This window comes from Erythrobacter sp. CCH5-A1 (assembly GCF_001557115.1).
In the GTDB taxonomy this organism is placed as follows: Bacteria; Pseudomonadota; Alphaproteobacteria; order Sphingomonadales; family Sphingomonadaceae; genus Erythrobacter.
The window spans coordinates 1-26,757 of the sequence record NZ_LSKQ01000240.1; the positions used below are offsets into that span (position 1 = coordinate 1).

The following is a 26,757-nucleotide window of genomic DNA, read 5'->3' on the forward strand; positions in this document are numbered from 1 at the left end:
CAGCGCGCTGACGATCACGACATAGATGTAAGGGTCGGTCATTGTCCTGCGCCCCTCCCCCCGTCAGCCTCCACGCCAGCGCTTGGGGAGAGGCGCAGGACAATGACCGACCCTTACATCTATGTCGTGATCGTCAGCGCGCTGGCGCTGCTCGCCTATTACTTCACGCTGCTCAAGGCTGGCCTTGCGCGGGTGAAGTTCAAGGTGCCCGCGCCCTCGCACGAGGGGCCCGAGGAATATGTCCGCCACGTGCGCGCGCATCACAACACCTTGGAACACCTCGTGCTGTTCCTGCCCGGGATGTGGCTCTTCGCCTATGCCGTCAGCCCGCTCTGGGCGGCGGCGATCGGGATCGTCTGGCCGCCGATGCGGGTGCTTTACGCGCTGGGCTATCACAAGGCGCCCGAAAAGCGCCTGCTGCCGCTCTACATCTCGATGCCGCCGATCTATATCTTCGTCTTGGGCTCGCTCATCGGCGGGATCGTGAAACTGGCGGGAGGAGAGGCCTGAGCCATGTCAGACTATGATCTGGTGATCCGCGGCGGCACCATTGCCGACGGGACGGGCGGCGATCTGCTCGAGGGCGACGTCGCGATCCGCAGCGGGCGCGTCGCGGCCATCGGACAGGTGAGCGGGCGCGGGGCGGAGGAGATCGACGCGAAGGGCAAGATCGTCACACCCGGCTTCATCGACGTTCACACCCACTATGACGGCCAGTGCATCTGGGCCGAGGAGCTCTCGCCATCCTCCGCGCACGGCGTCACCACCGCCGTCATGGGCAATTGCGGCGTCGGCTTCGCGCCCTGCCGCAAGAGCGATCACGACATGCTCATCAACGTCATGGAAGGGGTCGAGGACATCCCCGGCGTGGTGATGACCGAGGGGCTCGACTGGGACTGGGAGACCTTCCCGGAGTATCTCGACAAGGTCGCCGCCGGACAGCGCGACATCGATGTGGCGGCCTATCTCCCGCACTCCCCTTTGCGCGTTTACGCCATGGGCGAGCGCGGCGCGGCGCGCGAGGTTGCGACCGAAGACGATCTGGCGTGCATGCGCCGCCTCACTGCCGAGGCGATGCGCGCGGGCGCGCTCGGCTTTGCGACCTCGCGGCTCTCCATCCACAAGACCGCCGACTGCGAGGCGATCCCGACCTTCGACACCGACATCGCCGAACTCGAAGCCATCGGGCGCGGCATGGCCGATGCGGGCGCGGGGACGTTCCAGGTGGTGCTCGATGCCTTCGTGGGGTGGGACCGGGAATATCCGGTGATCGAGCGGATGATCGCGGCGAGCGGCCGTCCGGCGACCTTCACCCTCGCCTCGGGCAACGACGCGCCGCCGCGCTGGCGACGGGTTCTCGAAATGCTCGAGCGCACCAATGCCAGCGGCGGCGTCGCCCACGCGCAGGTGATGCCGCGCCCGATCGGGCTGATCGCGGGGCTCGAGCTGACGGTGCACCCCTTCGTGCTGTGCCCGTCATGGGCGAAGATCGCGCACCTTTCGATCCCGGAGCAGGTGGCGGCCATGCGCGATCCCGCCCTACGCGCCGCGCTGATTTCGGAGGATTTCACCCCCGGCCACCCCTTCAACGAGCTGGCGCGCAACTGGCGCTGGCTGTTCCCGCTCGACAACCCGCCCGATTACGCTCCGCCCGCCCACATGAGCATGGCGGGCCAGGCCGAGGCGCGTGGCTGCACCCCGCAGGAGGTCGCCTATGACCGGCTGCTGGCAACCGAGGGCCGCGGGCTGTTCCTCGCCGCGCTCGGCAATTACGAGAACGCCAGCCTCGCCAGCGCGCACGAGATGCTGCGCCACCCGCATTGCGTCCCCGGCCTCGGCGATGGCGGGGCGCATTACGGGGCGATCTGTGATGCGAGCTATTCGACCTATCTGCTCACCCAGTTCGTGCAGAAGGACGGGCCGCTGAAGCTGGGGCTCGCCGAGGCGGTGCACATGCTGGGCGCCAAGGCTGCGCGGGCGGTGGGCTTCACCGACCGGGGGACGCTTAACGTCGGCGGCAGGGCCGATCTCAATGTAATCGACCTTGATGGCCTTGCCCTGCACCTGCCCGAAGTCGTGCGCGATCTTCCCGCCGGGGGCCGCCGGTTGCACCAGCGCGCGACCGGCTACGAGGCGACCATCGTCGCAGGCCAGATCATCCGCCGCTTCGACCAGAGCACCGGCGCGCGCCCGGGCCAGCTGGTGCGCGGCAGCGGCTACCGCGCGGCGGCGTAAAGCCGCCCGCTCCCCGCGCCGGGCACTTCCACGAAGCCCGGCGGCGGGGTGATCCTGCCGGGGACCTCGCCCACGATCCAGATATGGGTGAAGACCCCGCGCGGCATGGCGGCGAGCGCCTGCGACAGCGGGGGCCGCGTGCCCACCGGGCAATCGTCGCGCAGCACCAGCTGCGAGGGGTCGTGCGCGAAGGCTCCCGCAGCCGGCAGGCGCACCCTCAGCAGATTGAGCCCCGGGCGCTGCCACTGGTCGTTGACGAAGGCATTGCGCCGCACCAGCGCCAGCGCGCCGACATGGTCGAGCACCGGCAGCGGCCACGGGGCAATGCAGGGCTTGACCACGAAGAACGCCACCTTCGCGCCTTGGGGAATATGATCGAGCGCCGGGAGCGTCGCGTTGATGCGGCGGTCCTGTTCGACATAGGCCGCGCCCACAATCGCGAGCCGGCCCAGGCAGAAGGCGATGGCGATCACCGTCACCGCGCGCAGCATCCCCGGCGCGATCCGGTGGTCGGGCGCGATCGCGAGCAGGCCCAGCATGAAGGCATAGGGCACCAGCCGCATGTCGGCGAAGGCGGATTCGAAGATCTGGGTCGGCATCAGGAAATAGCAGGCGAAGCACAGCAGCGCGGCGATCCGCAGGCGCAGGTCGAGCGTGAAGGCCTGCCCCAGCATCGGCAGCCCCACCAGCGCCGCCGCGATCACGCCCAGCGAGGCGACGTCGAGCGTCGGCCATTCGGTGCGCAGCGGCGAGACCAGGTAGTGCATCTTGAAGAAGAAGGCCGAGTGGCCGATCCCCGTGCCCTCGGCCCCGGTGCGCCAGATCACGATCGGCACCAGCGGCAGCAGCAGCGGCCAGCAGGCGGCAAGGATGCGGCCTGCCGCCGCAAGCGGGCGCTGGCGCAGCGTGCTCATCACCTCGGCCAGCATGGTCGACCCCGCGAGCAGCCCGAGGAAGGTCCAGCCGAAGGTGTGGCATACCCAGATCCCTGCGCCCGCAATCCCCAGCCACACCAGTGCCGTCCTATCGCGCCCCCGCGCGCGCAGCCGCAGCCACGCCGCAAAGGCCAGCAGCGCCAGCGCCATGCTCAGCGCAAAATTGATGAAGCCGTAGTTGAAGGGATAGCCGTAGAGCAGCGGGATCGCGAAGAAGGCGAGCGGCGTGACCCGCCCGTGCACTTCGCGCACCACCATCAGGATGCCGAGCGCACCCAGAAACTGGGTGAGGATCACCACCGCCCGGACCGCGCCTTCGAGGCCGAACAGCGGGTGGAACGCCTGCACCAGCAGGTCGCCGCCGAGATTGCCGATCAATTGCCAATCATAGCTGAAAAAAGGCTGGAGCAGCGGGCGCTGGGCGATCTCGGTCTGCACCGCATAGCGGGCGAGGTGGCCGTAGACATCGGTCAGCGGCGGGAAATCGGTCAGCAGCAGCGGGATTGTCGCCACGATGCAGACAAGCAGCAGCACCGGCCAGCGGTCGAGCGGACCGGCGACGGGCGCCCCGGGCGTGGCGGAAGGATGATCGGTCATGCGCGGCGGCGATCCCGTGTGCGAAGGACGGCTATCGGCAGAGCGCAAACGGCCTGCCGGGGCCCAGCCTTACGCCGAACATGGTTAAGAATTCATCGGCACGCGCGGCAGAGGGGGGGCAGGACGGGGCGGGTTCAGCCGCCCGGCTGCTTGGCGAACAGGATGCCGCTTCCCGCATCCCGCACCCGGACGAAGCCCGGCGGCGGCGTGACCTTCGCAGGGTCCGCGCCGACGATCCAGATATGGGTGAAAGCAGCGCCCGGCAGGCGGGCGAGCGCAGTTGACAGCCTGACCCGCGAGCGGGTCTCCTTGCACTCCTCGCGCACCACCAGATGCGAAGGATCGCGCGTGAAGGGCTCGGCCGCCGGATAGCTCACCTTGAGCGGGTTCACCCCCGGCTGCTGCCACTGGTCGTTCACGAAGGCATCGCGCCGCGCCATCGCTGCGCCAGAGAGGTGATCGAGCGGGGCGAGCGCCCAGCGGGTGCGGCAGGGCTTGACCGTGAAGAACGCGACCCGCGCGCCCTTGGGCATCTTGTCCAGCGCGGGAAGCGCGGCCTGCACCAGCGCGTCCTGCCGTTCATAGGCGATGGTCGTGGTCGCCATGCGCACCCCGAAGAAGGCGAGCGCCAGCGCGCCGGCGATCAGCAGCGCGCGCGAGGCCTTCGCGTCCTGCTTGCCCGCCCCGATCGCCACCAGCGCCAGCGCCAGCGCATAGGGCAGCAGCCGCATGTCGGCGAAGGCCGATCCGAACACCCGGAAGGGCAGGGCGATGAAGAAGGCGAAGCACAGCAGCGCCGCGGTCCCGACCCTGCGGTCGAACGTCACGCTGCGCGATGCCATCGCCCAGCCGAGCAGCATCACCATCACGGCAAACGAAGCCATGTCGAAATCGCGCCAATAGGTGCGCAACGGCGACAGCAGCCAGACATACTTGAACCCCAACGCCCAGCCCGAAACCGCCGCGCCCGAGCTTTCCGCGCGCCAGATCACCATCGGCACCACCGGCAGCAGCAGCGGCCAGCAGGCGGCAAGGATGCGCATGACGGCGCGCAGCGGATGCGTGCGCGCGGCCCAGACCTCGGCGAGCATGGTCGATCCGGCGAGCAGCCCGAGGAACGCCCAGCCATAGGTATGCGCGACCCAGATCGCCGCCCCGGCCAGGCCGAGCCACGCGGTCGCCCACCCCTCGCCCGCCGTCCGCCGCAGCCGCAGCCACGCCGCGTAGGCGAGCAGCGCCAGCGCCATGCTCAGCGTGTAGTTGATGAAGCCGTAGTTGAAGGGAAAGCCGTAGATCAGCGGGATCGCGGCGATGGCGAAAGGAGTGACGCGGCCGTGCACTTCGCGGCTCACCAGCAGGAGCCCGAGCGCGCCAAGGGCCTGCGTCACCATCACCGTCGCCCGCACCGCGCCCTCGAGACCCAGTAGCGGGTGCAGCAGCTGGACCAGAATGTCCCCGCCCAGATTGCCGAGCAGCTTCCACTCGTAGCTGAAAAACGGCTGCAAACCGGGTCGCTGGGCAAGCTCGGTCTGCACCGCGTGGCGCCCGAGGTGGCCGTAGAGATCGGTCAGCGGGGCAATCCCCACCACCATGAGCGGGGCAAGCGCGATGAGGCACACCAGCGCGATGGCCCACCAGCGATCGAGCAGGGGCGGCTTGTCGGGACGGCCGCCGAGCGGCTCGATGGGGGGGAGCGGGGTCGCAGGCGAGATCATTCGGGTGCCGCAGTTCTGAAGACGACGAATTGCGAAAGCAGGAAGAAGACCACGATGTAGGCCCCGATCGCCGGCAATTGCGCCCACGCGCTGTCCGCACCGAGCACGCCCTGCGCAGCAAACAGCACCGCCACGTTGACCCCGTAGGCAAAAGCAAAGGCGGCGAGGAAGCGCAGGACCTCGGGCATGCGGATTTTGCCGGTCACCCCGAAGACGAAGCGGCGGTTCAATGTGAAGGACAGGACCAGTCCCACGCCGTAGCCGGCGGCATTGGCGGCAAGCCCGCTCATCCCGGCCCACAGCCCGCCAAAGATCACCGCCCAGCCCACTGCCGAATTGGCAAGGCCAGTGAGCCCGAAACGCAGCAGGCGGGCAAGCATCGGACCTGTGTCTCTCAGCGGGCGAGGAGGCGGTATTGCGCGCCCAGCGGCAGCCAGCCGAGCCCGGCCTCAAGCGGGCGCAGCGGCGCAGCGAAAGCCGGGAAGAACAGCGTCCACTTGAGATCGACGTCGGCAAACCCCGCCGCACGGAAGCGGCGGCGCATCTCGGGCGCGCTGATCAGCACCGCGTTCACATCGAACGGACAGGTCGCCACCGCATGCCGGGTGAGCGGGTTCCACGGATTGTGCTCGAACAGCATGAACCGCCCTTTGGGGTTGAGCACCCGGCGGATTTCGGACAGGAGGCGGATGTGCTGGCCTTCCGGAATGTGGTGGAACACGCAGGCCGTGAACACCAGATCGAAGCTCGCATCCTCGAACGGCAGGGTCTGCCCGTCGTAGCACACCGTCTCGAGCGGGCGGATCGCGCGCGCGGCGCAATGCGTCAGCGAGCGCGCGGACACGTCGAGCGCGGTCAGCGCCGCATCGGGGAATTCGCGCTGCAAGTGAGCGATGCAGTTGCCCCGACCCGCGCCGAAATCCATGATCCGCTGCGGCGCGATCCCTGCCGCAGCCATCGCACGCGCAGCCTCCTTCGCCTTGTATTCGGCGAAGAACTCGGGGTCCTCCCCGCTCAGCTTGACCGATTGGGCGTGCTGGGCGTCGTACTCGTCAACGTAAGCGTCGAATTCAGCCTGCGACACGGATGCCCTCGCCAAGCTTGGTGTCGCTGATCCCGCCCTCGGCACCGGCCGTCACGGCCTCGGCCGGCTCCTCGTTGGCGGCGATCGGATGGCGGCGCACCTCGGAGATGATGAACAGCGGACGGCTCTTGCCCTCCATGTACATGCGGCCGAGATATTCGCCGAACACACCGAGCACCAGCAGCTGCACCGAACCCATGATGAGCGTCAGCGCCGCAAGGCTCGCCCAGCCCTGCACCGTGCCGCCCGCCAGCCACGACCACAGGATGCCGACGAGCGAGACAAGCCCCGCCAGCCCGAACAGCATGCCGAGGTGCGAGGCAAAGCGCAGCGGGACGACCGAGAAGCTCGTCACTGCATCCACCGCCAGCGCCAGCATCTTGCGCAAGGGGTAGTTGGTCTCCCCGGCGAAGCGCGCGTCACGCTCGTAGGGGAAGGCGATCTGGTTGAAGCCGATATAGCTGACGAGGCCGCGGATGAAGCGGTAGCGTTCCGGCATGGCGTTCAATTGGTCGACCACGCGGCGCGTCATCAGGCGGAAATCGCCGGTGTCGCGCGGGATGTGGGTGTCGACCATGCTGGCGAGCGTGCGGTAGAACAGCGATGCGGTGCCGCGCTTGAAGGCGGTCTCGCCGTGGCGCTTGGTGCGCTGGCCGTAGACCACATCATAGCCCTGCCTGAGCTGCTCGAGCATCGGGCCGAGCAGTTCGGGCGGGTCCTGCAGGTCGGCATCGAGCACGAACACGATATCGCCGCGCACGTGATTGAGGCCCGCGGTCAGTGCCAGCTGGTGCCCGTGGTTGCGCGACAGGTTGATCGCGACGATGCGGGGATCGTGATCGGCGTGCTGGCAGATCGCGTTCCAGCTGCCGTCCCTCGACCCGTCGTTGACGAGGATGAACTCGTAACGCTCGCCGAACTCGGCGTGCGCGGCGGCGGTGACGCGCGCGATCAGCGCATCGAGCCCGGCCTCCTCGTTGTAGACCGGGATGACGATGGACAGCTCGATCGAGCCGGGAAGATGGTGCGGAAGCTGCAAGTTCTCAGTCCTCCTGAAGCCTGGGCGGTGCCGACGATGCTGCAACACGTGATCCGTCGCGCACTCCGGCCACCTGCCCCGGACTTGCCCCTGCGCGAAGGGCGCGCGCCTCGTGATTCCGAACCCGTGAGGCGCGGGTATGGGCATTGAACGAAGTTTGGGCGCGGGGCAACCGTTTTTGCCCCATTGCGGCCACATTTCGCAAGAGCCCTGCGGCGAGATTACCACGACAGGGGTTAAGTCTCCCTTGCCGCGTCCGGCCTCACGGCATCTTCCGCCAGAACCGGCAGGCATTCTTGCTTGCGGCGAAGCTGGCCCAGCTGTCGGGCTCGGCCAGCTTGCGCGCGAGCTGCGCCATGACATAGGGCGGCTCGCATTTCTGGTCCGGGGTCTGCCCGGGGCGATGCGAATAGCCGGCCTTGTGCGACGCCTCGTGGACATAGGTGCTCACCAGCCCAGCCACCGGACGGTCCAGCCGGTAGCGATTGAGCAGGATGAAGCGCTCGCCGGTGCGCGGGTCGGTGCTGCCCTCATAGGCCAGATTGCCGCCGAACCTGGCGTCAGCCCGCGCCCGCGCGCCGCCCCGGGTATCGATGTGCAGGCCCGCAAAGGCGGCACGCACCGCCTTGGGCGCCGCGACCGGATCGAAGCCGCGCCAGTAGCGGTTCTGCTTGACCCAGCGCGCGGGCAAGGCGGCATGGAACGCGGCGAGTTCCGCGGCGAAGCGGCGCGAGCCGACAATGTCGATCGCAACCGGCGCTGCGGCTTCGAGCCGCGCCCTGTCGGCGCCCGAGAGCTTCCCCCCGCGGTCGACCGAGGCAAAGCAGATGCCGGCATTGCGGCCCGTACCGCACAAGGCCCCGGCCCCCGCAGCGGCCAAGGGCACCGCGACAGCCAGCAGGGCGAAGAGCCCCAGCGCCAGGGAGAGCAAGGAAAAGTGGTGCCGCTTACGTGACTCGAACACGTGACCCCATCATTACGAATGATGTGCTCTACCGACTGAGCTAAAGCGGCATACCCGTTTGCGCGCCCTAAGCCCTGCGGGGCGGGTTCGCAATCGCAAAAGAATGTGGAGGCCCGAGCCGGAATCGAACCGGCGTATACGGATTTGCAGTCCGCTGCGTCACCACTCCGCCATCGGGCCGAGCCTTCCTTGGCTTATGCCTCGAAAGGAAGCGGGGCACTAGCGATTCGGCGGGCCAATGGCAATGCGTCTTTGCGTGGGCAGCCTTCCCTAACGTCAGTCTGGACGCCGCCGCCGCCGCGCGCCATGGCTTGCGGCATGACCATTGCGAGCCTCCTCGAACCCGTCACTGGCCAGCCCGGGCCTGCCCGCCTCACCCATGCCGCCGACTGGATGCAGGGTAGAACGCTCTATGGCGGGGCCTCGGCACTGGTGGCCTATACCATGGCGGTGCGCGCCTTCCCGGGCCTGCCGCCCTTGCGCGCCGGGCAGATCGCCTTCGTCGCGCCGGTGGGCGAGGACATCGAGCTCAAGGCCGAGATCGTCCGCCAGGGCCGCAATGTCACGCAGGTGCGCAGCGAGATCATCGCAGAAGGCCGCGTCGCGCTGAGCGCCTTCTGGCTGTTCGGCGAGGGGCGCGAGGCCAATGCCGTGCATTCCGCGGCTCTGCCCGAGGACTGGCCCGGCCCGCCCGAGGACAACGCCGTCGTCACCCACCAATTCGCCCCCGCCTTCGTCGCCAGGAATTTCGAGCTGCGCCACGGCCAGACCAAGGGCAGCGATCGCGGCGCGACGGTGCGGCGCTGGGCGCGGCTGACCGAGGCGCATGATCTCGATCCGGTCTCCACGCTGGTGCTGATGGGTGACGTCATGCCGCCCGGCGCGATGCGGGCGATGCAGCGGCAGGGGCCGATCAGCTCGATCAACTGGTCGTTCAACGTGCTCGACCCCGAAAGCCGCTCGCGGGATGGCTGGTATCTGGCCGAGAACGCCAGCCAGCACGCCGACCGAGGCTATTCCTCCGAACGCCTCCGGCTGTGGGATGCGGAGGGGCGGCAGGTGCTCGACGGGATCCAGTGTGTGGCGGTGTTCGGCTGACCAAGTCAGCCGGGGCGGTGTTTGGTTGAGCGTGCCATCGGAAATCCCTTAGCCGGCACGGACGGGCAATTAACGCAAAGGGTTAATACCGTCCCCTCACCGCAACGCAACACGCGAGAGGGGATTACCATGACCTGCACCACCCAAGACATCACCTTTGCCCGCACCATGCTGCATGAAGCACTGCTGCTCCAGCGGGTCGGCAATCTGGCTGCGGCCGAGCCGCGCTTCCGCATGGTTATCGAGCACGGTTACCGCCTGCCCGAGGTGTTGCCGGTGCTCGCCGGCATCCTCGGCCAGCGCGGGGCGGACGAGGAGGCGCTGGAGCTCTGGAACCAGGTGCTGGCGCTCTCCCCGGGCCATGCGGTCGCGCATCACGAGAAGGGCCTGATCCTCGCCCGCAACGGCCGCTTCGATTGTGCCATCACCGCGCTCGAGCAAGCCGTGGCGGCGGACCCTGCAGATGCGGTTGCGGTCAACAACCTCGCCGTCACGCTGGCCGATGCGGGGCGCAAGCACGAGGCGCTCGAACAGTTCACCCACGCGCTCGCGCTCCAGCCGGGCAACCTCCACATCGAACACCAGATCCGCCGCCTCAGCGCCGAGATCGTGCCGTTCTGGCATATCCCGATGCTCAACGACACGCGCCGCAACGATGCCTTCGAGGCGGCGATCGTCGCCGCGATCGCGGCCGCGGGGCCCGATGCGCGGGTGCTCGATATCGGCACCGGGAGCGGGCTTCTTTCGATGATGGCGGCGCGCGCAGGGGCGCGCTCGGTCACGGCCTGCGAGATGGTGCCGGTCATCGCCCAGACCGCGCGGCGTATCATCGCCGAAAATGGCTATGCCGACAGCGTCACGGTCCACACCTGCGCCTCGAGCGCGCTGGCGGTGGGAGAGCAGCTGGATGAGCGGGCCGATATCCTTGTCTCGGAGATCCTCTCGAGCGACCTGCTGACCGAACGCGTCATCGATACCTTCGAGGATGCCCACGCGCGGCTCCTGAAGCCCGATGCGATCATCATTCCGCGCGCCGCCGCCGCGATCGGCTGTCTGGTCGAGAGCGCGGTGCTGGCCGATTACGTGTTCGTCGACAAGGTCTCGGGCTTCGACGTCTCGCCCTTCGCCGCGCTTGCCGCGCAGAAGCTGCCGATTCACGGCACCATGACCGACTGGAAGCGCCTGTCGCGCGATGTGGAGCTATTGCGCGTCGATCTGGCCGCCAAGGCGCACCCGAGCGACGTGCAACTGCTCAGCGTCCGCGTCACGGCGAATGGCATTGCTGCCGGCATCGTCCAGTGGATGGAGGTCGACCTTGCCGAAGGAATCACCTTCGACAATCACCCGGATGGCTACACCGATGGCGGCTGGCTGCAGGTGCTCCACACCTTCCCCGAGCCACTGGCGGTGGAGGCCGGCGATGTCCTGCATCTTGCGGTGGGCCATGACCGGACGACCCTCATCATCCGCCCGCTCGAAATCGCCTCGGCACGGGCGCAACCGGCGGTTGCGTAATGCCGGCGGCAGTTACACGTCGTCGAAATTCGGCCTTCTGCGTTCCATCTCCGCCATCACCGCCTCGACCTGGTTGCGGCTGCGCATGATCGCGTGCTGTTCGATGCTCTCCTCCATCAGGATCGCATTGGCATCCTGCTCCCACATGCCGGCCTGCAGCCGCTTGGCGGCGCGGATCGCGTGGGGGTTCTTCAAGGCGATCTGGCGGGCGATCGCGAAGGCGCGCTCGCGCGGGTTTTCGTCGATATGGGTCGCAAGGCCCAGCGTCTGCGCCTCGCCGCCGTTGAATTCGCGATTGGTGTAGATGAGCTCGCGCAGCACGTCGTCGCGCACGAGGCCGCGCCACAGCACATAGCCGCCCATGTCGGGGACGAGGCCCCACTTCATTTCCATGATCGCAAGGCGCGTCTCGGGGTGGACGATGCGAATGTCGGCCCCGCTGGCAATCTGGAGGCCACCGCCGAAGCACACGCCGTGGATCGCGGCGATCACTGGCACGGGAAGCTTGCGCCACTGCATCGCCACCTGCTGCGGGCGGTTGGCATTGCCATAGGTGCGCTCGGTCAGCGGCGGCTCGTCCTCCGCGGGTTTGCGCGAGAAGTTGGAGAGATCGAGCCCCGCGCAGAACGCCCGCCCCTCGCCCGAGAGCACCACCGCGCGCAGGCCCTTCATCCGTTGCAGCGCGTGGCCTGCCTCGATGATCCGCTCGAACATCTCGTGATCGAGCGCGTTCATCTTCTCGGCGCGCACGAAGCGGACATCGGCAACGCCGTCCTCGCCCAGCGTGATCGCAATACGATCGTTGGCGATAGTGGTGGCGGTGGCTTGGGCAGACATGGCAGGCAGATCCTCGCAGCTCTTTGTTTGCACCGAGATTGACCGATCGGCCACGCCCTGTCCAGAGGCGCACGTCATCCCGCAGCCACAGGCGAGAGGCCGTGATCGGGCGGCACGTCGAGGAAGTAGCGGCCATCGCCGTCGGTGCAGATCAGGTGTCCGACACCGGCAGCGGCAAGCTTGCCGCGCAGGCGCGCGACATCGGCGGAAACGCCCCCCGGCTCGGGTTCGAGCGTGATGCGGAAGGCTTCGATGTGCAGTTGCTGCTCCGACAGGCGCTCGCCCGGCTGCGCGGCGAGCCGCCACAACAGCGCGAATTCGCGCGGGCGCAAGCCGAGCCACTGGTCAAAGACCCGCCCGTCACAGTGGAACTGGTCGAGCACCAGCTCGCCCGCCTCGCGGAAACGCGGGCCGGCGATGTCGTTGCCGGGGAAGTGGTCCGACGCGAGCGGCGCGTTCACAGCAGACCTCCTGCGCGCATCGAGTAGACCGCGTCGGTGGTGAAGATCAGATGGTCGATCAGCGCGATGTCGAGCGCCAGCGCGATCTGGGCGAGGCGGCGGGTGGTGGCGATGTCGCAGCCGCTCGGGCGGCAATGGCCAGAAGGGTGGCTGTGCGCGAGGATGATGCCGGCTGCGTCATGCCGCAGCGCATCCCCCAGCAGCGCGCGCATCCGGATCGCGAGCGTCGTCATCGTGCCGATCCCGCAGGGTGCATCGCCCAGCCAGTTGCTGTGGCGATCAAGGAAGATCGCATGGCCGCGCTCGTATTGTGCGGGCGGAGCGAGCACGAAGCTGCGCAGATAGGCGATCATCGCCGCCGCGCGCTGATCGGGCGAGACAGCGCCCTCGCCGCTTCGGGACAGGACCTGGGTCAGCATCGGCGCACCCTCCTCGGGGCAAGGTGGGAAGGAGCCAGGGCCGGCGTCATATCGTCAACCCTCCGGTCGCGGGCGGGGCAGTACGCCACGCCCGATAGGGACCGAAGCGTCGCTCGCGCCGGATGTGCCGGATGAAGCCGGTCAGCAGCAGCAGCAGCTGGAAATAGGAAGGGCCGATGACCAGAATGGCGATCGCCAGCGGCGAGGCGCTGTCCGCGACCGCGTCGACCATGTGCGCCCCCACCGCGACCAGTTGGAAGGCGGCAATACCCATCGGGTAATTGCGGTTGGCATTCAACGCCACGCCCAGAAACAGGATCGCCGCAACAACGTCGATCAGGACGTAATAGACTTCCCAGGCGCCGAATACGAAGAAATCCTGCGAACCGAGAAGGCGGACAAGATAGACCGGCAAGATCATGGTCAAGACGAACATCGCCGCCAGCCAACGCTCCGGGCTCCCGCCCCAGCGCCAGATTGCTGCGGCAAGCAGCAAGCCGGTTACATGCTGAGCGGGAGCGCGGTATGCGTTGAACAGTTCCAGCCAGTCGCTCATCGGTTCAGGCGATCACCTGCTCCACGTCGGTTTCCCGATGCGCCGACCGGGTTTCGACTGCGCTCGGCGGAACCTCCGTGGGGATGCCGGTATCGCCACCTGCGTGAACCCGCGCGACCTTGCTCAGTTCGTCATGCACGCGCAGCAGGTTGGTCGACATCGACAGGGCGCAGCTCTCGGCCTCGGTCAGGCGGACCAGCGCGCGCTGGCCGGTGTGGACTTCAACCGCCGGGTTCTGGCGGGCGGCGAGCATCGCCTGCTTGAGCCGGGCCATGGCGATGATCGATTCATCGGCAAGCGCCTCCGCCTCGCGCACGAGCTTCTTCAGATTGTAGGCATCGGCAAGGATACGGTCTTCCATCGGTGGTCTCCAGCAGCACCGGTGCTCACCCGGCCGCCGCTTTGGTTTCCGCGGAGAGTTGAGCCTTGCCTTCCGTAGCTGTGCTGAGTGTCATCGCGGCCGTGACCACAAGGATCACCGAAGCCAGAATGCCGGTGGCGATCCCGACGATCGCCCCCAGTCGCAGCAGGACGGCATGCTCACCATCGAGCACTCCGGGGACCACCCGCGGTTCGCCTGCCTGCAGCCACGGCGCCTGTTCTATGAGAGGCATCGCATCGCTGAGGACCAGCTGGCCCGGGTCGTCCCGGCCACCGAAATCAGTCAGATCAGTCGGGACGTTAATCTGCGAATTTGTGTATGCAGGTTCGCTGAAGGGCTTCAGCAATTCTGTATCCGGAACAGTCTCGCGGTCGTTCTGGGTCGCCGCGTCGGCCGCTTCGGGGCTGAGCGTGGCGCGATAATTCTCGACCAGCTCGCCAAGGCTGGCGGCGTCGTAGAAGTCCTTGAGCGCGCGGATATGCTGGTTGATGCGGGTCTCGGACACGCCAAGCTCCGCCGCGATCACCTTGATCGGGACGCGGCGATCGATCCGTTCCATGACGGCGCGCTGTCTGTCGGTCAGCCGCTTGGCGGCGCCGGAAGCCATGGCTGTCTCCTTGCTAACGTGGCCCCCTATTTACCTGCAGACTAACCTACAATCGACGAAATTACTTCCATTTTGGATGAGATTTCATCGGGAACCGACAGGTGACTCAGGCAGCCGAGCTGTTGACCCCGACCGACTGGAGGTAGCGTTTGATGTTGCGCGCCGCCTGGCGCAGACGCTGCTCGTTCTCGACCATTGCGATCCGCACATAGCCCTCGCCGTTCTCGCCATAGCCCACGCCCGGTGCCACGGCGACCTGCGCTTGCGTCAGGAGCTGCTTGGAGAATTCGAGGCTGCCCATCGATTTCAGCGCCGGCGGAAGCGGCGCCCAGGCGAACATCGAAGCGGGCGGCGGGGGGATATCCCAGCCCGCGCGGCCGAAAGCCTCGACCATCACGTCGCGGCGCTTGTGGTAAAGCTCGCGGTTGCTCTCGATGATATCCTGCGGCCCGTTCAAAGCCGCGCAGGCCGCCGCCTGGATCGGGGTGAAGGCGCCGTAATCGAGGTAGGACTTCACCCGCGTCAGCGCCGCGATCAACTGCTTGTTGCCGACCGCAAAGCCCATCCGCCAGCCCGCCATTGAATACGTCTTCGACATCGAGGTGAATTCGATCGCCACGTCCTTGGCGCCCGGCACTTCCATGATCGAGCGCGTCGGCTTGCCGTCGAAATAGAGCTCGGAATAGGCCAGATCGGAGACGATCCAGACCTGATTCTCCTTCGCCCAGGCCACCAGCCGCTCGTAGAACGGCAGTTCGACGGTCTCGGCGGTGGGGTTGGAGGGGTAGCTCACCACCAGCACCGAGGGGCGCGGGACGGTGTAGCTCATCGCCCGCTCGAGCGATTCCCAGTAATGCTCGTCGGGCGTGGTCGGCACCGAACGGATCGTGGCGCCGGCGATGATGAAGCCGAAGGTGTGGATCGGATAGCTGGGGTTGGGCGCCAGCACCACGTCGCCCGGCGCGATGATCGCGGTGGCGAGGCTCGAAAGGCCCTCCTTCGAGCCCATCGTCACCACCACCTCGGTATCGGGATCGAGCTCGACCCCGAAGCGGCGTGCGTAATAGCCCGCCTGCGCGCGGCGCAGCCCCGGGATGCCCTTGGACTGCGAATAGCCGTGCGCGTCGGGCTTGGCCGCCACCTCGCACAGCTTGTCGATGACATGCTGCGGCGGGGGCTGGTCGGGGTTGCCCATGCCGAGGTCAATGATGTCCTGCCCCGCAAGACGGGCGGCATGACGCATGGCATTGACCTCCGCGATCACATACGGGGGCATCCGCTTCATGCGATAGAACTGGTCATTCATGGCCGTCATTACCTTGTCTTGCGCGCGCGTGATGACATCGCGGCATCCTTCCCTAGGCTAAAGTTTCGGATCGTGGGAAGGGCCATTTCGGAAAGTTGCGATGGCGCTCGATAAGCTGCACTATCGCGGACGGGCGGCGATGAAGGAACGGATTGGCGGCGATGGCACAGGACAAGGACCCTCTGGCGGCCGCAGGCGAGAGCCTGAAGGGCTTCTTCGACATGCAGGGTGAGGCCTTTCGCGAGATGCTGGCAGGCAAGGGCGGCGAATCGCTCGCCGGCCCGGGCATCGAGGCCGGCGAGATGGCCGAATGGGCCGCCACCGCCGCACAGCTCCAGCAGCTGTGGCTCGATTTCGCCACCTACCAGACCACCGCCGCGGCCGAGAAAGCGGCCAAGGGCACCAACATGCTCGATCCGGCGCAGTGGCTGGTGATGTCGCAGGCGATGCTCGGCCAGATGCCCAAGGGCATGTTCGAGGCTTCGGGCAAGCTCGTGCAGGACCAGATGCAGCTGTGGTCGGGGGTGATACAGAGCTTTGCCGCTGGTGCCACCGGAGGGAAAGCCGCCGAAGCGCCCGAGGCTGCCGCGCTGCCCAAATCCGACCGCCGCTTTGCCGACCCGGCATGGCGCGAACATCCTGCCTTCCTGCTGCTCCACCAGACCTACCTGATGCTCGCCGACTATTTCCGCCAGGCCGTCAAAGGCATGGACGGGCTCGACAGGCACAAGCGCCAGCAGCTGGAATTCGCGGTCTCGGCCCTTGCCGAGGCGATGAGCCCGGACAATTTCCTCGCGCTCAATCCGGTGGTGCTGAAGCGCACGATGGAGACGCGGGGCGCCAATCTGGTGCGCGGGATGCAGCACCTCGTCAACGACCTGAAGCGCGGGCAGCTGACCCACACGGACCCCAACGCCTTCCGCCTCGGCGAGAACCTTGCGGCAAGCCCGGGCAAGGTGGTGCACGAGACGCCGCTCTACCAGCTGATTCAATATTCGCCTTCGACCGATGAGGTGCTGGAAGTGCCGCTGGTGATCTTCCCACCGTGGATCAACCGCTTCTATATCCTCGACCTGACACCCAAGAAGAGCTTCATCAAATGGGCGGTCGATCAGGGGATCAGCGTCTTCGTGGTCAGCTGGAAGAGCGCCGACGAGACCATGGCCGACGTCGTTTGGGACGATTATATCCGCGCCCAGATCGAGGCGATCGACCATGTGCGTGCGCGGCTCGATGTGCCCCATGTCCACACCATCGGCTATTGCGTGGCGGGAACCACGCTGGCGGCGACGCTCGCGGTGCTGGCGCGGCGGGGCGAGGCGGACAAGGTCAAGTCCGCCACCTTCTTCACCGCGCAGGTCGATTTCGAGAAGAGCGGCGACCTCAAGCATTTCATCGACGAGGGCCAGCTCGAGATGATCGGGCAGCTTTCGAACCAGGGCTATCTCGACGGGCGCTATCTGGCCGCGACCTTCAACGCGCTGCGCGGGCGCGACCTGATCTGGAACTACGTCGTCAACAATTACCTCCTGGGCGAGGATTACCCGGCTTTCGATCTGCTCCACTGGAACGGGGACGTCACCAATCTGCCCGCCAAGTGGCACCAGGCCTACCTGCGCGACCTCTATCGCGACAACAAGCTGGTGGTGCCCGACGCGCTGTCAGCCGACGGGACGCCGATCGACCTCACCCGCGTCGCCACGCCGAGCTTTGTGCAGGCGGGCCGCGAGGACCATATTGCGCCCGCCGAAAGCGTGTGGCGGATCACGCGGCACTTCACCGGGCCGACCGAGTTCCTGCTGGCAGGATCGGGACACATCGCGGGCGTGGTCAATCCGCCCGCTGCGGGCAAATACCAGTACTGGGTGGGCGACAGCGCCGCGCCCAGCCTCAAGGACTTCGTCGCGGGTGCGACCGAGTATCCCGGCAGCTGGTGGCCGCACTGGCTGGAATGGCTCCACCGGCAATCGGATGCGCGCGTGCCGGCCAAGGGCAAGCGCGTGCCGGGCGGCAGGGGCGACACAGCCATAGAAGACGCACCGGGGCGTTATGTGAAGACGCGCTGATTCGCCCTCCAAGGCCGGGCCACGCGCGCCAAATATCTGAAATTGCCCGGTGACCCAGTGTTTTTGTGCACTGCACAAAAGCGCTTGACTTCGCACTTGCATTCACTATTTTGTGCAGTGCAACATGAAGCGAGGTCGCCATGTCCGAAGTCGAGAACACCACCGGTGAAGTGAAGGCTGCCGCAGCGCCCAAGGCGCCTGTCGCCAAGATCGATGCCGCTGCCGAGAAGGCCTATGCCGAAGCCGCCGCCAAGGCCGTGCCGGCCGCCAAGCCTGCCGCTCCCGCTGCCAAGCCTGCCGCTCCCGCTGCCAAGCCTGCCGCCCCGGCCGCCAAGGCGGTGAAGGCTGCGCCCGCTCCGAAGACCCCCGCCGCGCCTAAGCCGGCCCCGGTCGCCAAGAAGGCGGTCCCGGCCAAGAAGGCTGCTGCCAAGACCGTCAAGAAGACGGCCACCAAGACCAAGACTGCCGCCAAGCTCCCGGTCAAGAAGCCCGTGCTGGCCACGAAGGCTGAAAAGCCCGCCGCCGCGCCCAAGACCAACCCCATCGTCAAGCTCAAGGATAGCATCATGACCACCGCCAACACCGCCGACATCACCGCCACCGCCAAGAACGTCGTCGCCGATCTTCAGGCGCGCGCCAAGACCGCCTACACCAAGGGCACCGAGTTCACCGCCGAAGCGACCGAGTTCACCAAGGCGAACGTCGAAGCCGTCGTCGAAAGCGGCAAGATCTTCTTCGCCGGCGCGCAGGAACTGCTCAAGGACAACGTCGAAACCGGCAAGACCGTGATCGAAACTGTCACTGAAGACGCCAAGAAGGTCGCCGCCGTGAAGTCGCCGACCGAGCTCATGCAGCTCCAGGGCGAAATCGCCCGTCGCAACTTCGACGCGCTGGTCTCGTTCGGCTCGAAGCGCACCGAAGCCTGGGTGAAGCTCTACAACGACGCCTTCGCCCCGATCTCGAACCGCGTCAGCGTCGCGGTCGAGAAGGTGAAGACCGCCGCCTAAGGAATTCTCCGACCGGGCCTCTCTCCTCTCTCCCAACCCGGTCCACGAGAGCGCGCCGCAAGGCGCCGGCCGGCCAGACGCAAGTCTGGCCGGCCTTTTTCTTTGTCTGGCGCTACGCAGGCCCACCCCAAACAATTCCCACGCAATCGCTTGCACCTCGGCCAGCGAATCCCATAATGGGGGCGCATGCTCCCATACCGCCCCTCCCTGTCGGCCGCCGTGGCCGGGCTGCCCCTTACGCAGCCGCTCCCCGTGCGCGCGGCGGAGGATGACGAGGGCAAGGATGGCGACGGGCAGAACCAGATCGGCGTCGCAACCAAGACCCGCGCCAAGCCCAAGAAGCCGAGCCAGTACAAGGTGCTGATGCTCAACGACGATTACACCCCGATGGAATTCGTGGTGCTGGTGCTGAAGCGCTTCTTCAGCATGGACCTGGAACAGGCCACCCGCGTCATGCTCCACGTCCACCAGCGCGGCGTCGGCGTGTGCGGGATCTTCACCTATGAAGTCGCCGAGACCAAGGTGAACCAGGTGATGGATTTCGCAAGGCAGAACCAGCACCCGCTGCAGTGCACGCTCGAAAAGGCGTGAGGCAGCCGCACCACCCCGCGCCCGAGCCTGTCCGGCCCGGTCAGGAAAGCGTGTGGGACTATCCCCGCCCGCCGCTGGCCGAGCCGACAGGCCGCCATATCCGCATCCGCCACGCAGGCGTGGTGCTCGCCGACACCCGCGCGGCGTGGCGCACGCTCGAAACATCGCATCCGCCGACCTATTACATCCCGCAAAGCGATATCGCGATGGAGCGGCTCGTTCCCAACGCGGGCCAATCCTTCTGCGAATGGAAGGGAATGGCGCGCTACTGGGACGTGGTCATCGGCGATACGCGGCTGGTCGGGGCGGGCTGGTCCTACCCCTCGCCCGCGCGCGGCTTCGAAGGGATTGCCGGACACATCGCCTTCTACGCCGCCCCTTTCGACGAAGTGACCGTCGATGGCGAGCAGGTCTCCCCCCAGCCCGGCGGCTTCTACGGCGGCTGGGTGACTTCGCGCGAGGCGGGGCCGTTCAAGGGCATTCCGAACAGCCGCTTCTGGTAACGTCTCCGCGCGCCCGCGCGTTTCTTAGCAATTGGGGACATGACGCGCTCGCGCGAAGCGGCTAGGGCAGACCGGCGCGCGCGCAACCGACCACGGATTCCGAGCCCCTTGCTGAACCTCATCCCCGCCATCGATCGCTACATCCTGCGGCTCACGATCGTGCCGATGCTCGGCGTCTTCGCGCTGGCAGCCTCGCTGCTGATGCTCGACAAGATGCTGCGCCTGTTCGATTTCGTCGCGGTCGAGGGCGGGCCGGTGGGCGTCGTCTTCAAGATGCTCGGCGCGCTGGTCCCCGAGTATGCGAGCCTCGCCATTCCCTTGGGCCTGCTGCTCGGCGTGCTGCTTGCCTTCAGGAAGCTCGCGACTTCCTCCGAGCTCGATACGATGCGCGGCGTGGGCATGTCCTATTTCCGCCTGCTGCGCATGCCCTACCTCATCACGCTGGTACTGGTCGCGGTCAACGTGGCGCTGGTGTTCTACATCCAGCCGCTCTCGCGCTACTATTACGAGCAGCTCGAATATGAACTGCGCTCGGGCGCGCTGGGCGCTTCGATCAAGGTCGGCGAATTCACCACGCTGGCCGACCGCATGGCGCTGCGCATCGAAGAAAGCGAGGACGAGGGCCGCCGGCTGGTCGGCATCTTCGCCCGCGTCGCCAACGCCAAGGGACAGGTGCTCTCGATCTCGGCGCGCGAGGGGGCCTTCCTTGCCACCCGCGACAATCCCGACACGATCATCCTGCGCCTGACCGAGGGCACGATCATCCAGGACACCGGGATGCGCGGGCAGACGCCGCGGGTGCTGAGCTTCAGCCGTCACGACCTGCCGATCGACCTGCCCGCGATCGAGAAGTTCCGCGCGCGCGGCGACCAGACCCGCGAATACATCCTCCCCGAGCTCCTGCGGATGGGCTGGAGCCGCGACACCGCCCCGCAGCAGCGCGACGCCAGCGTTGCCAGCTTCAACTTCCGGCTGGTCGAGATCCTGATGATGTTCCTGATGCCGCTGCTCGCGGTGGCCCTCGCGATCCCGCCCAAGCGGTCGACGAGCGCGCTGGGCGTCTTCGTCTCGATCATCATGGTGGTCGCCTATCACAAGGTAAACCAGTACGGCGAGGATGTCGCATCGCTCGGCCGGCTCGATCCGATGCTTGCCTTCTGGGTGCCTTTCGCGCTGTTCGCGGGGCTGATCGTGTGGATGTATTACCGCGTCGCCTACGTGCCGGGCGGGCAGGCAATCGGGGCGCTGGAGATGGCCTTTGCCAAGCTCGGCAAGCGCCTCGCCAAGCTCTTCAGCCGCCGCGCGCCGCGCGCCTACCACCCGGCGCCCGAAGCAGCCCCGGCCGAGTGATCACGCGATGCAATTCGATTTCTTCCCCTCGCGCACGCTGACGCTCTATCTGGCGAAGCTCTTCGTGGTGCGGATCATCGCCGTGCTGTTCATGCTGGTGCTGGTGCTGCTGGCGCTCGACCTGCTGTCGAAGACCGGCGACATCCTCGCCGCACCCGGCAACGGCCAGGCCGAGGTGCTGCGCTATGCCAGCCTGCGCCTGCCGCAGCTGGTGGCGAACTTCCTGCCCTATTCGGTGCTGCTCGCCTCGCTCCTCACCTTCTGGCCGCTTAACGCGAACAGCGAGGTGATCGCGATGCGCGCGGCGGGGCTTTCGGCCCATCAGGTGCTCGCGCCGATGCTGCTGACCGCGGTGCTGGTGGCGGCGGTGAGCTTCGGCTTCAACGAGCGCATCCTGACCCGCGCCAACGCGACGCTGAAGGCGTGGGAGGCCGCCGATTACGGCCCCATCCCCGACGAGGACAGCAGCGCCGGAAAGCCGCGCGCGAACATCTACCTCACCGATGGCGAGAACATCCTGTCCGCGGCGACGCTGAGCGGCACGGGCGCGAACATCGTGCTGACCGGCGTCACCTGGTACGCACGCGCGCCCGGCGGGATCATCCGCGAACAGATCCGCAGCCCGCGCGCGACTTATGCAGGGCCCGGCTGGCGGCTCGAGAAGCCAGTGAAGTTCGATGTCGCCGGCGCCATCACCGAGCGCCCCGCCACGCTGGTGGTGGGCCAGAACCTGTCTCCCGAACGGATCATGCTGCAATCGGTCGATCCCGATGCGCAGAGCTTCTGGGAGTTGAAGCAATCGATCGACGCCTACGAGACCGCGGGCCGCAACACCGACGAGATGCGCGCCAAGTGGTGGCACCGCCTGTCGGGGCCGCTGTCGGCGCTGCTGATGCCGCTCCTGGGCTCGATCGCCGCCTTCGGCCTTGCCCGGTCGGGCCAGCTGTTCGTGCGCGCGATCATCGGCATGGCGCTGGGCTTTGCCTATTTCGTGGTCGACAATGCCGCCCTCGCCATGGGCAGCTTCGGCGGCTACCCCCCGCTGCTCGCCGCCTGGGCGCCCTTCGTGCTGTTCCTGCTGGTCGGCGAGACCGTGCTGATCCGGACCGAGGAGTGAGCCGGGGCGCGTGGTCGCTGCGGCTGGCGCGGCCGGAGGATGCAGAGGCGATGCCGGCAATCGAGCGTGCGGCGGCAGACCTGTTCACCCATGACCCGGGCCTTGAGGGCTTCGACCCGGACGATACGTGGGAGATTCCCGACCTCCAGCGCCTGATCCGGCGAGGGCACAGCCTCGTCGCGCATGTCGGCGAGGAGATGGCGGGGTTTCTCGTCGCCCAGCCCTTCAGCCGCGAGTTGCACATCTGGGAGATGAACGTCCATCCCCGCTTCGGGCGGCGCGGGATCGGGGCGGGGCTGGTGCGGGCGGCGCAGATCGACGCGCGCAACACCGGCTTCAGGGCGCTGACCCTCACCACCTTCCGCGATCTGCCGTGGAACGCGCCCTTCTACGGGCGCCTAGGCTTTGAGGAGGTCACCGCGCTCGATGCGCACCCCCGCCTTGCGGGCGAGCTCGCGAACGAGGTCGACGATGGCCTGCCCGCCGACCGCCGCTGCGCGATGATCTGCTTTCTGGATTGAAGCCGGAGCGGCGGGTTTAAGCCCGCCGCCCCATCGTGCTCTTGGCGATCCGCCCGACCAGCGTCAGCATCCCCGGATGGTTCGCGCCCTCATAGGTCGAACCCGTGCCCAGTTCGCGGACAAGCCGCCGGTGCGCTTCGGGCAGGTCGTGATAGGGCATCGAGGGCATCAGGTGGTGGAGCGCATGGTAGCGCAGGCCGACCGGCGCCCAGATCTCGGCCGCGATACCCGGCGGGGGGACATTGACCGAATCGAGGAACTGCGCGGTCACCGTCATCGCCTCGCCCTCGTTCTCCCACAGGTGCGCGACCAGCGTGCGCAGCTGGTTGAGCACCGCGGCGAGCGAGAGGATCGCGAGCGCGGTCGCCAGCGGCTCCCAGCCGAACACGAACACGCTCGCGATCAAGGCCATCGCCCACAGGCTCGCCCCCGCCTCCTGCCAGCGCACCCGCCCGGCGAAGTCGCCCTCGGGCGCGCGGCGGCGGAATTCCGGGTTGATCGAGAGCGAGGAGAACCGCTCCCACACGAAGGTGCGCAGCGGCGGCACCAGCAGGCCGAGCGGGTAGAGCACCCCGAAGCGCACGATCAGCGCCACCGGCAGCAACATCGCCACCAGCACGAACAGCGGCAGGCTCCACGGCTTCATCAACGCCAGCGGCAGGTATTCGGGGTCTTCCACCGTGCCGTATTGCGTGCGCTTGTGGTGGATCACGTGCACGCCTTCATACATGAAGGAGGGCGTGAGCATCGGGATGCCGACCATCAGGTTCCACGCGGTGCGGAACCCCGGGAGCGCATCGCGGTGGATGTGGGTGAGCTCGTGGATGAACATGAGCGCGCGGTAGAGCGCCAGCGCCGCGACCAGCCCGGCGACCAGCTTCACCACGACACTCGCCGAGGCAATCGCCACCGCGATGCCTGCATAGCCGACGGCCGCCGAAACCAGCATGTCCGGCCAGTAGATCGACGCCTTGGCCTCGCCCAGCCCCTTGGTGAGGTCGCGCGCGGCGCGCAGCATCGCCTTGTCGTCCTCGGCCATGAACTGGACGCGGGTGGCCTTCACGGGCGCGGCGGGGATGGTCTGGTGCATGGTCATTCGTACAGTTTCCAAGGGCGCGCCCTACCGCAAATCGGGGGCCAAGCCAAACGCGGGATGTTGGTGAGAGTGATCGATAGCTTGCACGATTGGCCCGGGCGCGACACAGACGCCTTGACCCAGAGCAAATACGAGGACGCCGCCGTGACGGATGTAATGGCCCGTGCAGCACAGATAGTTATCGAGCCGGTCACCGACAAGCGCGGCCGGGCGGCCTTCGTCGATCTCGGCCGGGCGTTCTCCGACCGTCTGGAGCACTTCGTCCCGCAGATCCGTGCCGAGCAGATCGAGCTGGTCGATCCGGACAAGAACCCCTTCTTCGGTCATGCCCGGGTGCAGCTGTTCATTGCAAAGCAGGGCGGCAGGCCGGTCGGGCGCATCTCGGCGCATATCGACGAGCTCGCGCTCGCCATGCCGGCCGATCAGGGCTTCGGCCCGGGCACCGGCTTCTTCGGCTATTTCGATGCCGAGGACGAGGCCGTCGCCCGTGCGCTGCTGACCGCTGCGGAAGGCTGGCTGGCGGGCGAGGGGATGACCCGCGTGCTCGGCCCGATCTCGCTGTCGATCTGGGAAGAGCCGGGCCTGCTGGTGCGCGGGCAGGATCACGCGCCGATGGTGATGATGGGCCACCACCCCGAGCATTACGCCGGATGGATCGAGGCGGCGGGCTACACCCGCGCCAAGACGCTCTACACCTATGATCTCGACATCTCGAAGCCCTTCCCGCCGCTGGTGCAGCGGATCGTGCAATCGGGTCACAAGAACGAACGGATCACCGTGCGCCGCGTGCGCAAGGCCGATTGGGACGCGGAAGTGGCGACGATCCTCGGCATCCTCAACGATGCATGGTCGGACAACTGGGGCTTCGTGCCCTTCAGCCCGGCCGAGGTTGCCCATGCGGGCAAGAAGCTGCGCCCGATCATCAAGGAGGAGCTCAACATGATCGCCGAGCTCGACGGGCGCCCGGTTGCGTTCATGCTGACCTTCCCCGACCTCAACGACGCGCTGGCAAAGATCAGGGGCAAGCTCTTTCCCTTCGGCTGGATCACCATGCTGCGCTGGCTGCACTTCCCCAAGGGCGCAGGGATGCGCGTGCCGCTGATGGGGGTGCTCAAGGAGCTCCACAACTCCCGCCTTGCCAGCCAGCTCGCCTTCATGATGATTGAGGCGATCCGCCACAATTCGAGCACCAAGTTCGCCTCGAAGCGCGGCGAGATCGGCTGGATTCTCGAGGACAACCAGGGGATGGTGGCGATCGCCGACACGATCCAGTCGAAGATCAACCGCGAATATGCGATCTATGGGAAGGGGTTGGGCTGACGTGCGCGGCCTGACGCTGGAAACGCAAAGGCTCGCCCTGACGCTCGCCTATTTGCAGCCCATCCCGGTCGTTTTCGGTAGTTTCGCATTCGATCTGCGAGGCACGCCCGCGCTTGTGCTGATTGCGGCGTCATTGGCGATCGCGATTGCGGCAAGTATCGCGGCATGGATACTCGGCCTCGTCGCGCGCTGTCCCAACTGCGACGGCCGCTATTTTTCAATCGTCCCGCTGCTGGTCTTCGGACCGCGGCGCTGCAGGAGTTGCGGGCTGAGGGAGACAGACCGCGTGCCGCCGCAGGACAGCGCGGCCTAGCCCGACGAAAAAAGGCCTCCGTTGCAGAACAACGGAGGCCTTTCGGGATCGTATCACCAGCCGCTTGGACGGGAGGGGGGTCTCGGCGGTGACAAGGGGATAATGATCGTCCTTGCGAGCGGTTCCCGGCTTCCGCGAAATTTTTTTGACCCTAGGGAAACTACGCAGGAAACCATGCCTATCCAGCACCTTGCGCGATAAGCGCGACGGGGGCGCGGGGAACCGCTATGGGCACGAGTCGGTTGCTCATCCAGACCAGCGAAAGATCGTCCATGTCCCTCGGAAGCCAGATCGCCGCCCACCTGCCCTTCCTGCGCCGCTATGCCCGCGCGCTGACCGGATCGCAGGCGAGCGGCGATGCCTATGTGCGCGAGATGCTCGAGGCCGCGCTCGCCGACGGCGCGCTGATGGAGAGCCTCGCGGGCGGGCGCGTGCCGCTCTACCGCGCCTTCGGCAAGGTCTGGGCGAGCGGTTCGGCGGCGACTGCGGCGGGCAATCCGGCAAGCGAGCACGAGGCCGGCGCGCAGGCGCGCCTGGGCGCGATCACCCCGCCCGCGCGCCAGGCGCTGCTGCTGACCACGCTCGAGGATTTCACGGTTCGCGAGACCGCCGCCATCCTCGAACGCACGCCCGAAGAGGTCGAGGCGCTGGTCGCCGAAGCCATCGCCGAAATCGAGCGCGAGCAGACCACCAGCGTGCTCATCATCGAGGACGAGCCGCTGATCGCGATGCAGCTGGAAGACCTCGTCACCGGCCTCGGCCACACCGTCAGCGGTACCGCGGCGACCCGCACCCAGGCCCGCGCGGCGGTGGCCGAGGCGATGCCGGGGCTGGTGCTCGCCGACATCCAGCTCGCCGACGGCTCCTCGGGCCTCGATGCAGTGGACGATATCCTCGCCGTCGGCACGATGCCGGTGATCTTCATCACCGCCTACCCCGAACGCCTGCTGACCGGCGACCGGCCCGAGCCGACCTATCTCGTCACCAAGCCGTTCCAGGAAGCGACCGTGCGGGCGGCGATCAGCCAGGCGCTGTTCTTCGGATCGACCAGGCCGTTGTGACCTTTAGCCCCTTCCCCTCGGGGAAGGGGCTAAAGGTCACAACGGCCTGGTCGATCCGAAGA

The 26,757-nt window shown here is 67.1% G+C and carries 28 protein-coding genes and 2 tRNA genes; 14 read left to right on the top strand and 16 right to left on the bottom strand.

Features of this window, described 5'->3' with window-relative positions:
- Nucleotides 1-102: 102 nt before the first annotated feature.
- Nucleotides 103-510, top strand: a complete 408-nt coding sequence (locus AX708_RS14955; protein WP_066528029.1) for an MAPEG family protein — start codon at nucleotides 103-105, stop codon at nucleotides 508-510.
- Nucleotides 511-513: 3 nt separating this feature from the next.
- Entirely contained in the window at nucleotides 514-2,235 is a 1,722-nt protein-coding gene (locus tag AX708_RS14960; RefSeq protein ID WP_066528035.1) for an amidohydrolase family protein, read from the top strand.
- Here AX708_RS14960 and AX708_RS14965 read toward each other — a convergent pair.
- The 8 genes from AX708_RS14965 to AX708_RS15000 form a co-directional block, all read right to left on the bottom strand.
- Nucleotides 2,217-3,767 (bottom strand): hypothetical protein, encoded by a 1,551-nt coding sequence (locus AX708_RS14965; RefSeq protein WP_066528038.1) that lies wholly within the window; start codon nucleotides 3,765-3,767, stop codon nucleotides 2,217-2,219. The two genes, AX708_RS14960 and AX708_RS14965, sit on opposite strands and share 19 nt — an antisense overlap.
- Before the next feature lie 134 nt (nucleotides 3,768-3,901).
- Complete coding sequence (locus tag AX708_RS14970) at nucleotides 3,902-5,482, bottom strand: hypothetical protein (RefSeq protein WP_066530656.1); 1,581 nt, start codon at nucleotides 5,480-5,482, stop codon at nucleotides 3,902-3,904.
- Complete coding sequence (locus tag AX708_RS14975) at nucleotides 5,479-5,862, bottom strand: GtrA family protein (protein ID WP_066530658.1); 384 nt, start codon at nucleotides 5,860-5,862, stop codon at nucleotides 5,479-5,481. The genes AX708_RS14970 and AX708_RS14975 overlap by 4 nt, the downstream gene beginning before the upstream one ends.
- A gap of 14 nt (nucleotides 5,863-5,876) precedes the next feature.
- Nucleotides 5,877-6,566 (bottom strand): class I SAM-dependent methyltransferase, encoded by a 690-nt coding sequence (locus tag AX708_RS14980; protein WP_066530661.1) that lies wholly within the window; start codon nucleotides 6,564-6,566, stop codon nucleotides 5,877-5,879.
- Nucleotides 6,553-7,605 carry a glycosyltransferase family 2 protein gene (locus tag AX708_RS14985; protein WP_066530663.1) on the bottom strand — a complete coding sequence of 351 codons (1,053 nt, stop codon included), beginning with the start codon at nucleotides 7,603-7,605 and terminating at the stop codon, nucleotides 6,553-6,555. The genes AX708_RS14980 and AX708_RS14985 overlap by 14 nt, the downstream gene beginning before the upstream one ends.
- A 262-nt stretch (nucleotides 7,606-7,867) precedes the next feature.
- Nucleotides 7,868-8,569, bottom strand: a complete 702-nt coding sequence (locus AX708_RS14990; protein ID WP_156443426.1) for a hypothetical protein — start codon at nucleotides 8,567-8,569, stop codon at nucleotides 7,868-7,870.
- Nucleotides 8,544-8,619, bottom strand: a tRNA-Thr gene (locus AX708_RS14995). The genes AX708_RS14990 and AX708_RS14995 overlap by 26 nt, the downstream gene beginning before the upstream one ends.
- A 56-nt stretch (nucleotides 8,620-8,675) precedes the next feature.
- Nucleotides 8,676-8,749: transfer RNA gene (locus AX708_RS15000), tRNA-Cys, on the bottom strand.
- 138 nt (nucleotides 8,750-8,887) lie between these two features.
- On the opposite strand from AX708_RS15000, the gene AX708_RS15005 reads away from it, so the two are divergent.
- Complete coding sequence (locus tag AX708_RS15005) at nucleotides 8,888-9,667, top strand: acyl-CoA thioesterase II (protein WP_066530673.1); 780 nt, start codon at nucleotides 8,888-8,890, stop codon at nucleotides 9,665-9,667.
- 129 nt (nucleotides 9,668-9,796) lie between these two features.
- On the top strand, nucleotides 9,797-11,182 hold the full coding sequence (locus AX708_RS15010; RefSeq protein WP_066530679.1) for a protein arginine N-methyltransferase: 1,386 nt from the start codon (nucleotides 9,797-9,799) through the stop codon (nucleotides 11,180-11,182).
- A gap of 12 nt (nucleotides 11,183-11,194) precedes the next feature.
- Here the strand turns inward: AX708_RS15010 and AX708_RS15015 are convergent, their stop codons facing one another.
- From AX708_RS15015 to AX708_RS15045, 7 genes are all read right to left on the bottom strand, one after another.
- Entirely contained in the window at nucleotides 11,195-12,019 is an 825-nt protein-coding gene (locus AX708_RS15015; protein WP_066530680.1) for a crotonase/enoyl-CoA hydratase family protein, read from the bottom strand.
- A 74-nt stretch (nucleotides 12,020-12,093) separates the two neighbouring features.
- Nucleotides 12,094-12,480 carry a winged helix-turn-helix domain-containing protein gene (locus AX708_RS15020; protein ID WP_066530681.1) on the bottom strand — a complete coding sequence of 129 codons (387 nt, stop codon included), beginning with the start codon at nucleotides 12,478-12,480 and terminating at the stop codon, nucleotides 12,094-12,096.
- On the bottom strand, nucleotides 12,477-12,899 hold the full coding sequence (locus AX708_RS15025; protein WP_066530682.1) for a JAB domain-containing protein: 423 nt from the start codon (nucleotides 12,897-12,899) through the stop codon (nucleotides 12,477-12,479). Before AX708_RS15025 ends, AX708_RS15020 begins: the two co-directional genes overlap by 4 nt.
- Nucleotides 12,900-12,945: 46 nt before the next feature.
- Nucleotides 12,946-13,455 carry a hypothetical protein gene (locus AX708_RS15030; RefSeq protein WP_066530684.1) on the bottom strand — a complete coding sequence of 170 codons (510 nt, stop codon included), beginning with the start codon at nucleotides 13,453-13,455 and terminating at the stop codon, nucleotides 12,946-12,948.
- Between the two features lie 4 nt (nucleotides 13,456-13,459).
- Nucleotides 13,460-13,816, bottom strand: coding sequence for a hypothetical protein (locus AX708_RS15035; protein WP_066530686.1), 357 nt, complete (start codon nucleotides 13,814-13,816; stop codon nucleotides 13,460-13,462).
- A gap of 25 nt (nucleotides 13,817-13,841) precedes the next feature.
- Nucleotides 13,842-14,444, bottom strand: coding sequence for a hypothetical protein (locus tag AX708_RS15040; protein WP_066530687.1), 603 nt, complete (start codon nucleotides 14,442-14,444; stop codon nucleotides 13,842-13,844).
- Between the two features lie 106 nt (nucleotides 14,445-14,550).
- Nucleotides 14,551-15,750: an LL-diaminopimelate aminotransferase gene (locus tag AX708_RS15045; protein ID WP_066530688.1), complete on the bottom strand. Its 1,200-nt coding sequence runs from the start codon at nucleotides 15,748-15,750 to the stop codon at nucleotides 14,551-14,553.
- Nucleotides 15,751-15,911: 161 nt separating this feature from the next.
- On the opposite strand from AX708_RS15045, the gene AX708_RS15050 reads away from it, so the two are divergent.
- The 7 genes from AX708_RS15050 (at nucleotide 15,912) to AX708_RS15080 (ending at nucleotide 22,905) form a co-directional block, all read left to right on the top strand.
- Nucleotides 15,912-17,816: an alpha/beta hydrolase gene (locus AX708_RS15050; protein WP_066530690.1), complete on the top strand. Its 1,905-nt coding sequence runs from the start codon at nucleotides 15,912-15,914 to the stop codon at nucleotides 17,814-17,816.
- Nucleotides 17,817-17,956: 140 nt separating this feature from the next.
- A complete protein-coding gene (locus AX708_RS21300; protein ID WP_066530693.1) occupies nucleotides 17,957-18,823 on the top strand; it encodes a phasin family protein in 867 nt (288 codons plus the stop codon).
- Between the two features lie 186 nt (nucleotides 18,824-19,009).
- Nucleotides 19,010-19,414 (top strand): ATP-dependent Clp protease adapter ClpS, encoded by a 405-nt coding sequence (gene clpS, locus AX708_RS15060; RefSeq protein WP_197426144.1) that lies wholly within the window; start codon nucleotides 19,010-19,012, stop codon nucleotides 19,412-19,414.
- The gene (locus AX708_RS15065; RefSeq protein ID WP_066530696.1) at nucleotides 19,411-19,917 is read left to right on the top strand and encodes a DUF427 domain-containing protein; all 507 of its coding nucleotides are present in this window, start codon (nucleotides 19,411-19,413) and stop codon (nucleotides 19,915-19,917) included. The genes clpS and AX708_RS15065 overlap by 4 nt, the downstream gene beginning before the upstream one ends.
- A gap of 111 nt (nucleotides 19,918-20,028) precedes the next feature.
- Entirely contained in the window at nucleotides 20,029-21,267 is a 1,239-nt protein-coding gene (locus AX708_RS15070; RefSeq protein WP_369815637.1) for an LptF/LptG family permease, read from the top strand.
- A 7-nt stretch (nucleotides 21,268-21,274) separates the two neighbouring features.
- Nucleotides 21,275-22,384: an LPS export ABC transporter permease LptG gene (gene lptG / locus AX708_RS15075; protein WP_066530699.1), complete on the top strand. Its 1,110-nt coding sequence runs from the start codon at nucleotides 21,275-21,277 to the stop codon at nucleotides 22,382-22,384.
- Nucleotides 22,381-22,905, top strand: a complete 525-nt coding sequence (locus AX708_RS15080) for a GNAT family N-acetyltransferase (RefSeq protein WP_066530701.1) — start codon at nucleotides 22,381-22,383, stop codon at nucleotides 22,903-22,905. Before lptG ends, AX708_RS15080 begins: the two co-directional genes overlap by 4 nt.
- Before the next feature lie 16 nt (nucleotides 22,906-22,921).
- Here AX708_RS15080 and AX708_RS15085 read toward each other — a convergent pair whose 3' ends face one another.
- Complete coding sequence (locus AX708_RS15085) at nucleotides 22,922-24,001, bottom strand: fatty acid desaturase (RefSeq protein ID WP_082745620.1); 1,080 nt, start codon at nucleotides 23,999-24,001, stop codon at nucleotides 22,922-22,924.
- Nucleotides 24,002-24,157: 156 nt separating this feature from the next.
- Between AX708_RS15085 and AX708_RS15090 the strand changes: the two genes are divergently transcribed.
- From AX708_RS15090 to AX708_RS15100, 3 genes are all read left to right on the top strand, one after another.
- Nucleotides 24,158-25,321 carry a hypothetical protein gene (locus AX708_RS15090; RefSeq protein ID WP_066530735.1) on the top strand — a complete coding sequence of 388 codons (1,164 nt, stop codon included), beginning with the start codon at nucleotides 24,158-24,160 and terminating at the stop codon, nucleotides 25,319-25,321.
- Nucleotide 25,322: 1 nt separating this feature from the next.
- Complete coding sequence (locus tag AX708_RS15095) at nucleotides 25,323-25,634, top strand: hypothetical protein (protein WP_066530704.1); 312 nt, start codon at nucleotides 25,323-25,325, stop codon at nucleotides 25,632-25,634.
- Between the two features lie 272 nt (nucleotides 25,635-25,906).
- Entirely contained in the window at nucleotides 25,907-26,695 is a 789-nt protein-coding gene (locus AX708_RS15100) for a response regulator (protein ID WP_067490368.1), read from the top strand.
- Nucleotides 26,696-26,757: the final 62 nt, after the last annotated feature.

Excerpts from the sequence above, each read along its gene's own strand:
- AX708_RS14955 (WP_066528029.1), top strand. The coding sequence starts at position 103 with ATGACCGACCCTTACATCTATGTCGTGATCGTCAGCGCGCTGGCGCTG.
- AX708_RS14960 (WP_066528035.1), top strand. The coding sequence starts at position 514 with ATGTCAGACTATGATCTGGTGATCCGCGGCGGCACCATTGCCGACGGG.
- AX708_RS14965 (WP_066528038.1), bottom strand. The coding sequence starts at position 3,767 with ATGACCGATCATCCTTCCGCCACGCCCGGGGCGCCCGTCGCCGGTCCG.
- AX708_RS14970 (WP_066530656.1), bottom strand. The coding sequence starts at position 5,482 with ATGATCTCGCCTGCGACCCCGCTCCCCCCCATCGAGCCGCTCGGCGGC.
- AX708_RS14975 (WP_066530658.1), bottom strand. The coding sequence starts at position 5,862 with ATGCTTGCCCGCCTGCTGCGTTTCGGGCTCACTGGCCTTGCCAATTCG.
- AX708_RS15005 (WP_066530673.1), top strand. The coding sequence starts at position 8,888 with ATGACCATTGCGAGCCTCCTCGAACCCGTCACTGGCCAGCCCGGGCCT.
- AX708_RS15010 (WP_066530679.1), top strand. The coding sequence starts at position 9,797 with ATGACCTGCACCACCCAAGACATCACCTTTGCCCGCACCATGCTGCAT.
- AX708_RS15015 (WP_066530680.1), bottom strand. The coding sequence starts at position 12,019 with ATGTCTGCCCAAGCCACCGCCACCACTATCGCCAACGATCGTATTGCG.
- AX708_RS15025 (WP_066530682.1), bottom strand. The coding sequence starts at position 12,899 with ATGCTGACCCAGGTCCTGTCCCGAAGCGGCGAGGGCGCTGTCTCGCCC.
- AX708_RS15030 (WP_066530684.1), bottom strand. The coding sequence starts at position 13,455 with ATGAGCGACTGGCTGGAACTGTTCAACGCATACCGCGCTCCCGCTCAG.
- AX708_RS15035 (WP_066530686.1), bottom strand. The coding sequence starts at position 13,816 with ATGGAAGACCGTATCCTTGCCGATGCCTACAATCTGAAGAAGCTCGTG.
- AX708_RS15040 (WP_066530687.1), bottom strand. The coding sequence starts at position 14,444 with ATGGCTTCCGGCGCCGCCAAGCGGCTGACCGACAGACAGCGCGCCGTC.
- AX708_RS15045 (WP_066530688.1), bottom strand. The coding sequence starts at position 15,750 with ATGAATGACCAGTTCTATCGCATGAAGCGGATGCCCCCGTATGTGATC.
- AX708_RS15050 (WP_066530690.1), top strand. The coding sequence starts at position 15,912 with ATGGCACAGGACAAGGACCCTCTGGCGGCCGCAGGCGAGAGCCTGAAG.
- AX708_RS21300 (WP_066530693.1), top strand. The coding sequence starts at position 17,957 with ATGTCCGAAGTCGAGAACACCACCGGTGAAGTGAAGGCTGCCGCAGCG.
- clpS (WP_197426144.1), top strand. The coding sequence starts at position 19,010 with ATGCTCCCATACCGCCCCTCCCTGTCGGCCGCCGTGGCCGGGCTGCCC.
- lptG (WP_066530699.1), top strand. The coding sequence starts at position 21,275 with ATGCAATTCGATTTCTTCCCCTCGCGCACGCTGACGCTCTATCTGGCG.
- AX708_RS15085 (WP_082745620.1), bottom strand. The coding sequence starts at position 24,001 with ATGACCATGCACCAGACCATCCCCGCCGCGCCCGTGAAGGCCACCCGC.
- AX708_RS15090 (WP_066530735.1), top strand. The coding sequence starts at position 24,158 with ATGGCCCGTGCAGCACAGATAGTTATCGAGCCGGTCACCGACAAGCGC.
- AX708_RS15100 (WP_067490368.1), top strand. The coding sequence starts at position 25,907 with ATGTCCCTCGGAAGCCAGATCGCCGCCCACCTGCCCTTCCTGCGCCGC.